This is a genomic window from Metabacillus bambusae, assembly GCF_017497975.1.
Lineage (GTDB): Bacteria > Bacillota > Bacilli > Bacillales > Bacillaceae > Metabacillus > Metabacillus bambusae.
In genome coordinates this window covers 197,399-210,815 of sequence record NZ_JAGDEL010000005.1, presented here as the reverse complement: position 1 = coordinate 210,815, position 13,417 = coordinate 197,399, and the positions used below count along the sequence as shown (strand labels likewise).

Below are 13,417 nucleotides of genomic sequence, written 5' to 3'. Positions count from 1 at the left end.
ATGAAAATTTTAGTAACGGGATATACAGGCCAGCTCGGTTTTGATGTAGTACATGAAGGTTTAAAAATGGGAATTGATATGACAGGAATAGGTTCTAATCAATTAAACATAACAAATGAAGAAGCAGTTTACAGTTATGTAAAGAAGTTAAATCCAGATGCGATTATTCATTGTGCTGCATATACAGGAGTTGATAAAGCTGAAGATGATAAAAGCAATTGCTGGAATATTAATGTAGAAGGTACAAAGTACCTTGCTAAAGTTGCTAGAGAAATTAATGCGAAGTTTTTGTATATTAGTACAGACTACGTTTTTGATGGAACAGGAGTGACTCCTTTTTTAGAAACGGATGCTGTTAGTCCAATTGGACATTATGGATTGACCAAGCATAAAGGTGAGGAAGTAGTACAGAGCTTATTGGATAAATGGTTTATTGTGCGTATTTCATGGGTGTTTGGTATTAATGGAAATAATTTTATTAAAACCATGCTTAAATTAGCAGAATCTAGGAATGAATTAAATGTTGTCGGAGATCAATATGGTTCCCCTACTTATACATCTGATTTAGCTTTGTTACTACTTGAAATGATCAAAACTGAAAAATATGGAATCTATCATGCTTCTAATGAGGGGTTCTGTAATTGGGCTGAATTTGCTCAAGAAATTTTTTATCTTTCTGAGAAGAATGTTAAGGTAAATGCTATAACCTCTGAAGATTACCCAACCCGTGCTGTTCGTCCAAAGAACTCACGAATGTCGAAACAGAAATTAGTAGAGAGTGGATTTAGTTTATTACCAAAATGGCAGGATGCGTTACAACGTTATTTGGAAGAATTAAAGCTAGAGGTGAAATAAATGACAAAAAAAAGTATATTAGTAACAGGTGGGGCGGGATTTATTGGAGGAAACTTTGTACAACTTATGGTGAACAAATATCCCCAATATGATATATATAACTTAGATATGTTAACATATGCTGGAGATCTAACTAAACATAGTAATATAGAAGAAAATGATAATTATCATTTTGTGAAAGCTGATATATCAGATCGTAATTTTATTATTGCTCTATTTGAAAAAAAGAAGTTTGATTTTGTAGTGCATTTTGCAGCTGAAAGTCATGTTGACCGATCAATTACAGATCCTGAAATTTTTGTACGAACCAACGTATTAGGAACCCAAGTATTATTAGATGCTGCGAAACAAGTTGACGTAACTAAATTTGTACACGTATCAACTGATGAGGTATATGGGGAATTAGATTTTGATCCAACCACTTTTTTCACTGAAGGAACACCTTTACAGCCAAATAGTCCATATAGTGCGAGTAAAGCATCATCTGACTTACTTGTACGCGCGTACCATGAAACATATGGTTTACCAATTAACATTACGCGTTGTTCAAACAATTATGGGCCATACCATTTCCCTGAGAAATTGATCCCATTAACGATTTCACGTGTATTAAGTGACCAACAGGTCCCTATTTATGGAGATGGGAAAAATATAAGGGATTGGTTACATGTTTTAGATCATTGTGAAGCAATTGATTTAATTTTGCATAAAGGTATAAATGGTGAGGTTTATAATATTGGTGGGCATAATGAGAAAACAAATTTAGAAGTTGTAAAAACAATTATTAATACTTTAGGGAAATCCGATGAATTAATAGAGTTTGTAAAAGATCGTTTAGGGCATGATAAGCGTTATGCAATAGATCCAACAAAATTGGAGAAATTAGGATGGAAACCATTATATACTTTTGAAACTGGTATTGCTCAGACTGTTCAATGGTATCTAGATAATAAAGAATGGTGGGAACAAATTATTAATGGCGAATACCAAAATTACTTTAAACAGCATTATAATAGAAATTAATTGAGCCATTAGTTATTGCTATTATTTATTATTTTATAACAGAATTCTCCAGGATAAGTTTGTTATATTTGCCTATCCAAAGAAAGTAGCACTCTATAATAAGTATAGAATAGCAACCTGTAGTCTTGTTACAGGTTGCCATTTCAATTTAAGTTTAAATTTAGACTTTAACAAATGTATAGATGATTGCAATGAGACTTTGTAAGGTAGTAAGTTTTAAAGGGGGTTTTTCAAGGATAGATTTAATGGAACACAATTTTACTTTCTTTAAGTCAGTAATTTGAGGGCGTTTAATGTAGGTGTAGAACAAGCAGTATAATATTATAGACCTATTATCGAGGGGAAGTTATATTTTATATGCCAGTAAGTACCACTTCATTTAGCAATTACTATATCTACTTTCATACTAAGAAGGATTTTTGTTTTAATCATAGACGTTTTAATTATATATACTAAGTACCTTGTACCATCGATGAAACATATAACATTTTACTAAATTAAATATGAAGGGAATGAAAATATTGAAAACCTTTAGCGAACTTATTCAGGGGAGACAAAATAATTTAGACTTTTTAAGGTTTGTAGCTGCAACTCTAGTTATTTATTCTCACGCTTACCCACTTACGGGAAATGACCTATTAGAACCCATTAATCAGATCACAAACGGACAAACAACTTTAGGAGCAATTGCAGTGTATTGTTTTTTTGTAATTAGTGGATTCTTAATAACCCAAAGTTTTTTATATTCAAGGAGCATTGGTTCATTTATTAAGGCACGAGTACTTAGAATTTTTCCGGGATTGATTCTTGTAACCCTATTTACAGTGCTAATAGTGGGCCCTCTTATAACCAGTGAAAGCTTAATTAAGTATTTTTCTAATTCTCAAACCTACTTTTATTTCACTAAAATTACAACATTCGTACCTGACCTTCCTTTGCCAGGAGTTTTTGATAGCAACATTTACCAGAACGCAGTAAATGGATCACTTTGGACTTTAAAATATGAGATTATATGTTACGCAATGATTGGGTTTTTAGGAGGCTTTGGTCTTTTAAAAAAACAGGTGATTATTACATTATTTCTTATTAATACATTTATATCTATAATACCTGTAAATTTGGGCAAAACATTGACAGATCTAAATATATTATCATTATATTTCCTTTCTGGAAGTGTATTTTATTTTTATAGGGATAAAATTAAACATAGCTATATTTACTTATTACTTAGTTTACTTGTCACTATATTAATCATCAGTCTAGGTTGGTTAAAACCATTTTTTCCTCTCTTATGCAGTTATTTTATTTTTTATTTTGCTTATTCTGCAAAAATAAGGTTATACAACTTTTCTAAATTTGGAGATTTCACGTATGGAATTTATATTTTTGCTTTTCCCATACAACAAATAATTGTCCATGTATTTAATAACAATATAAGTCCTATTGAAAACTTTTTACTTTCACTACCTTTTGTATTTCTGTGTTCTATCGTTTCTTGGTATCTAGTTGAAAGACCAGCCTTATTATTAAAAAATAAAAATATTAAGAGAATAGTTTCTCAGAAGGTATCTTAGTTCTATGATTCTCTAAAAATATGAAACAGTTTTAGGTACCTGTTAATCATCCGATATATATCGAAGATTGATAGAATATAAAATTGAAGGATATGATAGATAGAGTTGCAACTAAATATTGGGAGTGGGATTGTTAGTATTTCTTCCTGTTAAGTGAAGGAGGTAATAATAATGGAATCATTCCTTAATTTTCTACGAGAAATTCAGAGGGAGATTGTGCGTGAAGCAGGTGCAAGAACGAATTAGAAAACAAGGATCCACCCTACGCTGAAATTATATCTTTTGTGTAGACAGTTGAAAAAAGCAAAAAAAAAATGATACTGAAATCAATGTTCCTTATGGGTACTTTTGAGGGATCTATTGAGTTGATAATTACTGTTAGAAAATTTTTCATATTCAAATTAGCCCCTTGGAATTCGAGCAGTAGTTAGCTCTGATTCCTATTTCTTTTTAGATACAGTGCATATAGTTAAGTTTGTTAAAAATGATGATAATAGTTGATATATGATAAAAGAGATGTTTATCATATGATGTTTCCCAACTTAGAAATTAAAGAGGATTTAGAAGAAGCCTTGGAAAGAGAATGATCAAAAGATGCTTGACTTGATATTCTTAATTATAAGTATTCTTGGATTTGGGAACTACTGTGTTACCACCAAAATATTATCGAAGGATGATAGGTTATCAAATCTTTTAGAGTTAACCGCCGAGCCCCCTCTTTCAAAGTAGTAGACGGCTTTTTACATAAATAGAGTATAATTTTTAATGCACAGTTGGAAGAAAGGCGATAAAGCAAGAGATGTTTAATATCGGCAATGAATCATAAAATGAGAGTACACTACAAAATGCATACTCAACAGGAACAGCAGGCATCTACATCGTTTCATTCTAATGGTGACTTAAAGTCAAATGCTGCTCCTGCTGAATCTGACACTATTAAGATTTAACTAAATTAGCATAATAAATCTTAGAGGGTTTGGATTGGCATTAAATTATATTATAGGTTCTGTAGTGGTTCAAAACAACTACAATATTATGCATGATCACCAATTGATATGTCAGGGATTCTTCTCAATTTGAAAATTAGACTGTGAATTCCGTTGAAGGAACAATTACAGTCACTAACCCTTCTAATGGTGTACATATCGACGATGGAGGAGGCGGAGAAACATCTTTATAAAGGAATGATAATCCAACATGCAATTGCATTAGTAATCGTATGTCGGAGTAATCAAATAATCGAGATTAGCGGAACAGGACATTATTCCGTTAACAATAGATCTCCGCTTGGTGTAAACTAATAGTGTGGATAGTTTTGGTATCATCATAAATCAACTAGTGAGTAGTTGATTTATAGGATTTTGAAATAAACTATACAGCCAATCCTAAGGATTAGGCTAAGGTAGTTAAAGCTATTTAAACAGCTTTTATGATGGGAAAATTAAGTAACTATGATATAAAGAATTAAACTGTTGTTAGGAGGGATTATTGTGACTAGAAGAAACTTCCTATTAAACTTTTTACTTTGGATGTTATTGTTCACTTTTGGCTATAGATTTGGTAATTCTAGTATAAAAAGTGATGTTTTAAGTAACAAGTCGGCAGAAACTATTCTTCCGAACAATTTCCCTAAACTTAGCCATGAAACAGATGATACAGGACGTTTAAGTAGGATGACAATTGAAGCAAGCAATACAAATAAACCGATTGACTTACAAGGAAAAAAATTAATAATTGCTTATTGGAATATTCCCTATAATAACATAAAAATATTGGGTAACGGTGCTGAAATTGTTCAAAAAGCAGACTACGGAAGTACGACTGAATTTTACGGTGCGGTCAACATTACTGGTAAAAACGTATCCATATTTGATCTAAAAATTGATGGGAATCAGTGGAATTATACCAAAAAGAAAAATCAATACGGGTTAAATATTACAGGTGACAATGTTTTTTTATCTAATGTTGAAATTATTAACACATGTTCAGTAGCTCTTATGATAAATGCTAACAATGGTAAATTTAATTTGGTTAATGTACACGATAACTCAACTAGTGGTTTGCAAATGAGTCAATCATCATATCACGAATTTTACATGTGTCATTTTGACCGAAACGGATATGGTTTTAAAATAGCTTTTAAGAAACCGAATGAGATAATAAAAGGGTTTTCGGGTTTTGGTACTGCAATTAGATTCCGTACACAGCATGTTATTTTTATTGGATGCACTGCAAATGATAATGGTCGTGATGGATTCAACGTTAATCAAGGCTCTCATGATATTAAATTTATTGGGTGTAAAGCTCATCGAAATAATGACGGTGGATTTACCATTGCGGCTGATAATGATGCCTCCACATCTCATATTTTAGGAAATGGGGAATCTCCTTACAAAATTGAGTTTGATTCTACATGCGAAGCGGAAAATAATTGGAACTCAGGTCTTGCTATTTTTCAACCTTGCCATAGTATTTATATAAAAGGACGTTATTATAATAACCATCGTTTAGCTGGTCACTTGGATAATAAACAACCTAGTTTTTACAATGGAATCTTTGTTGCCCGCGGTAGTAAAAATGTTCAAATAGACGCTGAATGTTTCGATGATAGACAATCCACTACGATTAGTTCCGTTATTGGAAATTCTTCTTTTACCGTTGCTTCATGGAAAAGTGGGACTATAGAAAATTATCCCAAAGTAGCTATTTATGGGACTGACGGAACTTTGAAAGGATATGCAAAAGTGATTAGGGAAAGTGGAGATGTTGTTAGATTATCTACCAAAGGGTTAAGGTATTCAGCTGCTAATCTTTCAACTGTTAAAATTGGCGATATTATCACACAAGCCGTTCAGCATTACGGGGTTTATTTTTCTCCTACTTCAACAGGTGTACTGAATGTTCGAGGGTATGGGAGTAAGTTTTATAAAACAATTAATACCCCTGTCACAGCAACAGCACCATATGGAGGGGATTTTAAAATAACAAACGCAATTACTGATAATGAAAATTATCTTTTAAACGGTGGATTTGACATAGATACAGCTATTATTTCTAACGGGTGGTCGTACAATGGAGCAACAGGTTACGCAGAGGCAACACTAGTAAAGTCAACTGTGTCATTGAAATTAACAATTGGCGGTGCTGTTGGTAATGCCGACGGTACACTTACGAAAGGGATTAAACCACTTCTGGGAACTTGGGCAAGTTTTGCAGGGTGGGTTTATTCCAATACTCCGAATACAAGTCTAAGAATTGTCTACATAAAAGGTACTTCATTTATTAGTGAAGCTAAACATTCAGGAGACGGCAAATGGGAATACTTGGATGTTTGGGCGTATATTCCTGAAGATGCTACGGTTGTATTACCTAGATTATACACAGAAGGTGCTGGAAGGGTAGCGTATTTTGATAGCTTAACTTTTAAAACTTATCATCTTAAAGATATGGATAGACCATTCATAACGTAATAAGTTTTTGATGCCTCGAGGATGGTCACATATCAGAAATCGTAGTAGTAGGCCACACAGATGATGTCGGGAGCTTTAATAGTAATCTAGTTTTATCACAAGAAAGAGCCTTTAGTGTTGTAAAATTTATGCTAAGTGAAGAGTTTGGAGATTTCCCTCATAAAGAAGTAGTAAGAGATAAAATTACCGCAAATGGTCGATCTGAAAGCCAGTTAAAATACGCTAAGAATGCTAAAAAAGTAGACAGGGAAAATTCTCGAAGAGTTGAGTTTAAGTTTAGATTGAAGAGTGATACGGAATGGGAGAATGTTTTTGAGGGTTTAGATAGGTAGTTATTGAACAATAATTCCTATGTCAAAAGTTTGCGTCACAGTGACCACCCGAAATTTAAGGAATGGTCACTGTGACTCCTCGAGATTTGGAGAACAGGGACGGTTCTCGCGCTTCTTTTGGTTTGAAAAAGACAAATACAACTTACTTTTTACATTGTTTTACAAAATAAGTAATGAGAAATTTGGAAAATAGTATATAATCTAATAGATATGATAAGAGGTAATTTATACCGATCTAAAATACCCCTATATGAAATCTCATGTAAAGCCCATACCACGTTTTAGTTACTACATAACCGCTCACAACATCCAAAGAACAGCGTAATAAAGATTCCCCCAAGTATTATAAAACCATCAAATTTATACACCATATACAATTCTATTTACACTTCTCCTACATTACAATCAATCACATATACTTTCAATATAAACGACTAAACGATTTTATTCGTTTATTTTCTAAGCCCAAAACATACCTATTTTCAAAAAATGATCCATCTATTGGAGGTCTAAAAACATGTCAGCAAAAATAACTAGTATCGGTTTAAAAGGTTTGGAAGGGTATCGTGTCCAAGTAGAAGTGCAAGTGAAGGAAGGAATCGAATCGATTGTGAATGTTGGTCTTCCTGATGCTTCGGTGAAAGAATCAAAGGAAAGGGTTTCTGCATCATTACATAGTATGGGATTTTTATTAGTCGATATGAAAGTGATTATTAATTTATTACCTGCAGAATAAAGGAAAAATGGTCCATTATTTGACCTTGCGATTGCACTCGGTGTATTAAAGAGCGGAAAGTTTTTAAAAGATAGGATTCCAAATGATACTGGATTTATCGGGCTTTATATTAGATGGAACCGTTCTCCCTGTTGAAGGTATGATCGCCGCCATCTTAGCAGCAAAAGGATTGAGCTTAAAGAAACTATTCCTCCCATCCGACCCTACCATTCCCAAAGTGGATATCCCAACTTAGAACTCATTTATATTAAAAATTTACAAGATATTATCGATATCCTTGCTAGACGACCACCACTTCAGTTTATACAAACGAATACGATTTTTGAAGAGAATAAGGTAGTTGAAAAGGATTTCAATCAAATTATTGGCCATGAATTTGCGAAACGAGCCCTTGAAATTGCGGCAGCAAGTGAGCATTATGTTATGATGGACGGTCCCCCAGGTTGCGGGAAAAGCCTTTTAGTAGAATCCTTCCCAACGATTTTGCCACCATGTTACAAGAAGCACAACTCGAGAAAATAAGTTTATATCAGTCAGCAAGGCGCTCATTACAACTCACTTACTATTCCTCCATACCGTCATCCTCTCCATTCTGCTTCTGCTGTGTCCATCATTGGTGGTGGAGTTGAGGCATTTGTAAGAATGGGAGAAATGGTATTTCCAATATACATTATATCTTTGATTGTTCTTTGGATTTTATTATTAAGTGTGGAAGATTTTAATCTAAATAACCTTACCCCTATAATGGGGAATGGATTAAAGCCAATTTTGAAAGAGGTATATCCTGGTATTATAAACTTTCCTTTTGGAGAAACGATTATCATTATGATGTTTATTCCTTATTTAAATAACAAACAAATAATCAGAAAGGTAGGCATGACTGTAATTTTAGTCGGTGGGTTAATACTTACAATTAATTCAATTTTGATTTTATCTGTCTTAGGTCCAGAAATTTATGGTGATAATTGGTTTCCTTTTTTAACAGCTACTTAGATGGTTTCTATTGCAGACTTCCTTGAAAGATTTGATGCATTGGTTATTTTAGTGATGGTATCAGGGGTATTTTTATAAGTTGGGGGTTGTATATTTGGTGCTGCTGTTGCAATCTCCCAATTATTTAAGTTAAATCAAAATAAATCGGTACTACTCGGTTTGGGGACCATTATTACTCCATTATCATTATTAATTGCAACAAATTTTGTTGAATATTTGAAAATTGCATATGGTTATTTTATTCCCTATTTATTCGTGCCACTACAATTAATCGTGCCAATAATACTGTTTTGTATTGCATTTATCCGTAAAAAATTAAACCTTGGTAATTCGTCTACCTGAAGTTCAATCTATTATTGAAGATTATGTTTAAGATATATTATTGATTACGATTATTGGCTTATACTACGACATAAATTTCAAATTGAATGTGAACATGGCTTTGTGAAGAACACTTAAGATCATTCCAATGGCAGAATATATACTTTTTTGAGTATGACTTTATCGTGGAGTTGAGACTATCGGAAGAATGGTGTTATGATTCGACAACCCTAATGCATATTCTGATATATTGTGAAAAATAGAAGCAATAGAAGTGGTACAATATCCGGTTATAAATTTGCTGTTTTTGGTGATTTGAATAGTGATCAGAAACAAAGCGCAGTGTGGTATAGCAAAACAATTCGTAAGAGTTGAGAAGATACATAGCAAAACGATCTAACATATCATTGACATATGTCGAAGTACTTATAGACACTGATCTAGAGCGGGAAGAACATCAGATGCCACTCGTCATTGTTGATGGTAAAGCTTACTCATAGGAAATACTTTGGTAAAACGCTATTAGCCTTTGAAGGTTTTCATTTTATACTAACAATGTCAGACATAACAGAGGATCATTGTAAGCACAGGTCCTGACGACGTTGTATTTGTTGTGAGATCCAATCACAACAAAGTAGTATTCTCGAATCTTGATAGAAGTTTAAATAAACGTTTGATACGAATTGTAGAAGTAAATGAGAAAAGCCCCTATTGGAGTCCAGTAGGGGCTTTTCACACTAGTAATAGACAAATGAAAGAACCAGGTGTAATTGTGTCGTTAAATACATATCAAAATCAAATAAAGTGAGAACTTAGATACATCACAGAACGACTACTTATTAACATGTTATAAACGAATAGTCAAGGATTTGAAAAAGGGATATGTTCAGATGATGTATATTTGAACAATTTTCTCTTTTTAACATATATCGGCAAGGAATAACAAATGACAACGTAATATTACAATCTTTTACATAATTTACATTAAAATAACATTTAGGCTAGGTAGAATGGATTATAATGAAAAAGGACAAGGAGTGATAAAACAATGAATGAGGATTTAAGAACTAAGCTTAATGGTCATTATTTTGAGCAGTTTGGTCATGAATTGCTAATAACTGAGATGCCATTTAAGTATTTAGAGAGTATTTTTGAAGTTGACCCCTATGTACAAAGGGAACTTGATCATAGAAGAAGGAACGTCATAAAAGAATATATATTAAATACTGTACACGAAAGTACATTTTATTTCTCTCCGTTTGTTTATTCAGCTAGGGGTTGTATTGAAAAGGTTGGTGACAATTGGGAGATTAAACCTGGCGCGAAGCTGGCGATCCTTGATGGTCAGCATCGCTCAACAAGTCTCGTTTCAGCACTTAGGCACCTTCATGTAAAGAAAGAAGCACTTGAAGAAATGCCTTCTAATAAACAACAAGAGATTAGTCATATTGAAAAGGCAATCAAGAAATTAGAATCCTTCCCCATCACGATGCAAATCTACTTAGATTTAACGACACAAGAGGAACGGCAGCTTTTCACAGATATTAATACAGAACGAAAAAATGCACATAGTGGGCTGATCATGAAGTACGAGCAACGTGAGGAATATGTCATCCTGGCTAGACATATTGCTCATAAATTACAATCACAGTTGGAGATTGAAACATCGTTATCTCGTTTAACGGTCCATAATACGGCTATGACTTCACTCGTTATTATGAGACGTTGTTTATTAGCATTATTTGAAGGGGTTTTAACACATAAGGAAGGAAGTCCGAAGCTTAAATATTGTCAAAAGGAAGAGATGGAATCGATTTCTTATAAGTTTTTCAAAACATGGTCAGAACTTTTTCCAAGTCAAGGTGGTAATCGATTTAAATATGTATGTGGTCTTTCAGGTATTCAAATTGCACTTGCTAATACAGTGTATTTGTCAGTTTCAAAGCGTGGACTTACCTATTTACAAGCGATAGATGAATTGAAGAAACTTAAAACAGGTACATCATGGAGGCACGATGATGCCCTTTTTCTTGCCTTTTATGATTCAAGGAAAAAAAGGATGCTAAATCATTCTACACAGCAATCAATTCTTAAATTAACAACTGAATTTAGTGCTTATCTTACAAGTCGAGAGGTGAAAAGTATTGGACATTAAACCAACCATTGAATATATGACACTCTCTTACCTAGCAAAACAGTTTGAGGAAGATCACATTATCCTTAGGGCCTCCATTAAAGAGCATATACAAGCGTTAAGAAAATATATTTTAAACGGAATTGATAAGCAACAAGCATTTTTACCAATGCTTGTTGCAAATAAAACCAAGGATGGAAAATTACAAATGATAGATGGGTCAACAAGAGTTCGTGCCATTTATTCTCTTTTTCAATCTTTACAGAACAAACAAACAGATAAGGATGAAAGGAATACAAAAACGGCTGTTTATTTTGAGAATTCGTCCATTGGTATCCAAGTATTTCACGAATTTTCAGATGAAGAATGTGATCAACTCTACATTGACTTTAATACGAAGGGGAAGAAGGTTGCCCTATCAAAATTAATTGAGTATGACTCTAGACATATGGATAATCACATAACAAACAAGCTACTGGAAACAAATACGATGCTTAAGGAAGCGGGAATTGATACTGAAAAACGGGCAATTATTCGCCCAACCAATACGAAATTCTTATCACTCTCACAGCTTCGGCAAATTGTAAATGTTTTTATGGAAGGGCATCACCTTGTTGTGAAAAAAGAGAGTAGCAAAAGCTATCCTTTAACAGAAGAAGAATATATTCACCTGATAAATGCTTGGATCTATGAGCTATTTAAATGGCAGAAGCCTAGAGATATTGGAAACTATCATAAAACAATGCTGGCGAGCTTTCCAATAATTATTAGCCTTGCCTATTATGCAAATGAGGGAATCATCCATAAAACGTTGGAAGAACGTACGTCATTAATGATGATGAAAATGAAACAACTTTCACATGTGGATTGGTCAACAAGCAACAAATGCTGGGAGGAGTTTAAAGGAGCGTATCGAAAAGGCTCAGACCTGTATTTTATAAAGAATGAACCTGCAGCCATAAAACAGCTGGTAAACTGGTACAACCAACTTCATATTAAAGGAGGTGGTTGAATGGGATAACAAAGAAATGTAAAATCCTTAAGCACTAAACTTTGACAGGAGCCGTGCTTAAGGACTTAGGCGAGTTGGATTAACCAACCTTACTTGGTATTATATCCAACTCCTTCAAAAATTGAAAGACTTAAACATATTGAGGAGGAGTGTTAAACATGAATAATAATCAAAACAAAAGCCATCAGGTCAAGGAAGAGAAATTGCACATTATCAATGAAAACACAATGGCCCTTATTCCGAAATATACGAAACTTGCTGAGCTACATAGTACTGTCTTCGAAAAGTACAAGGTTGAAAATGTGAGCAGAAGCCCATTGGACATTGTTGAAGACAGCTGTGATTATTATGGAAGTGACCTATCAGGTAGAATCAATTCAGCACAAAAAATATTAAAAGGACAACGGATGCTTCCTGTCATTATAAGTGAAGTAAATAAATATTGTATGGTGCCATTATGCTCACCAAAGAACACAAATTGCATTTGGCTTGCCTATAAGCATGTGATAGACATAGTACCAAAAGGAAACCATTCAATTATCATCTTCTCGAATCAGAAAAAGTTAAAATTGGAGATTAATAGGGTAGTCTTGGAGGACAAGTTAAATAAGGGTGCTCGTCTTATTAGTACATACGATATACGACAAGAACAGGCGACAGATCTTTATAAAATGAATGTTGTAGCTGAGAAAGCTAGTCTTTATACGTCAGGAAGGAATACTTATGATGATCAAATTGATCGATAAAACTGTTTTAGGTGCATATCACAACCAGAATTATGAGTGAAGCATGGGGACAGTCCATGCGCATTATTCAAACAAATGTTCTGGGTGTGGTTTCAGGCTACGCTAGGGTTTTATTAAGATTTTGTATATTCACCACCTGAGAAATATTGAATCTGTTTTACACCTACATTTGAGGCAAAGAGGGAAGCATGAGGACCGTCCCCATGCTTTCCCATAATATG

General features: G+C 33.6%; 12 protein-coding genes. All 12 read left to right on the top strand.

Annotated features, from left to right (window positions below; translation table 11 throughout):
• Entirely contained in the window at positions 1-855 is an 855-nt protein-coding gene (rfbD, locus tag I7822_RS09430) for a dTDP-4-dehydrorhamnose reductase (protein WP_207977304.1), read from the top strand.
• The gene (rfbB, locus tag I7822_RS09425; RefSeq protein ID WP_207977302.1) at positions 856-1,878 is read left to right on the top strand and encodes a dTDP-glucose 4,6-dehydratase; all 1,023 of its coding nucleotides are present in this window, start codon (positions 856-858) and stop codon (positions 1,876-1,878) included.
• A gap of 521 nt (positions 1,879-2,399) precedes the next feature.
• Entirely contained in the window at positions 2,400-3,452 is a 1,053-nt protein-coding gene (locus I7822_RS09420; protein ID WP_207977300.1) for an acyltransferase family protein, read from the top strand.
• Positions 3,453-4,942: 1,490 nt separating this feature from the next.
• Positions 4,943-6,922, top strand: a complete 1,980-nt coding sequence (locus I7822_RS09415; RefSeq protein ID WP_207977298.1) for a right-handed parallel beta-helix repeat-containing protein — start codon at positions 4,943-4,945, stop codon at positions 6,920-6,922.
• A gap of 29 nt (positions 6,923-6,951) precedes the next feature.
• On the top strand, positions 6,952-7,254 hold the full coding sequence (locus I7822_RS30650; protein ID WP_207977540.1) for an OmpA family protein: 303 nt from the start codon (positions 6,952-6,954) through the stop codon (positions 7,252-7,254).
• A 517-nt stretch (positions 7,255-7,771) separates the two neighbouring features.
• The gene (locus I7822_RS09405; protein WP_207977296.1) at positions 7,772-7,990 is read left to right on the top strand and encodes a magnesium chelatase domain-containing protein; all 219 of its coding nucleotides are present in this window, start codon (positions 7,772-7,774) and stop codon (positions 7,988-7,990) included.
• Between the two features lie 82 nt (positions 7,991-8,072).
• Positions 8,073-8,225, top strand: a complete 153-nt coding sequence (locus I7822_RS09400; protein WP_207977293.1) for a hypothetical protein — start codon at positions 8,073-8,075, stop codon at positions 8,223-8,225.
• Positions 8,159-8,512: an ATP-binding protein gene (locus I7822_RS30645; RefSeq protein WP_207977538.1), complete on the top strand. Its 354-nt coding sequence runs from the start codon at positions 8,159-8,161 to the stop codon at positions 8,510-8,512. Before I7822_RS09400 ends, I7822_RS30645 begins: the two co-directional genes overlap by 67 nt.
• Positions 8,513-8,593: 81 nt before the next feature.
• Complete coding sequence (locus I7822_RS09390) at positions 8,594-8,983, top strand: GerAB/ArcD/ProY family transporter (RefSeq protein WP_307847710.1); 390 nt, start codon at positions 8,594-8,596, stop codon at positions 8,981-8,983.
• Between the two features lie 1,369 nt (positions 8,984-10,352).
• Positions 10,353-11,459 carry a DNA sulfur modification protein DndB gene (locus I7822_RS09385; protein ID WP_207977289.1) on the top strand — a complete coding sequence of 369 codons (1,107 nt, stop codon included), beginning with the start codon at positions 10,353-10,355 and terminating at the stop codon, positions 11,457-11,459.
• Positions 11,449-12,450, top strand: coding sequence for a DNA sulfur modification protein DndB (locus tag I7822_RS09380; RefSeq protein ID WP_207977287.1), 1,002 nt, complete (start codon positions 11,449-11,451; stop codon positions 12,448-12,450). Before I7822_RS09385 ends, I7822_RS09380 begins: the two co-directional genes overlap by 11 nt.
• Positions 12,451-12,608: 158 nt before the next feature.
• Entirely contained in the window at positions 12,609-13,196 is a 588-nt protein-coding gene (locus I7822_RS09375) for a competence protein ComK (protein WP_207977285.1), read from the top strand.
• The last annotated feature ends 221 nt before the right edge of the window (positions 13,197-13,417 follow it).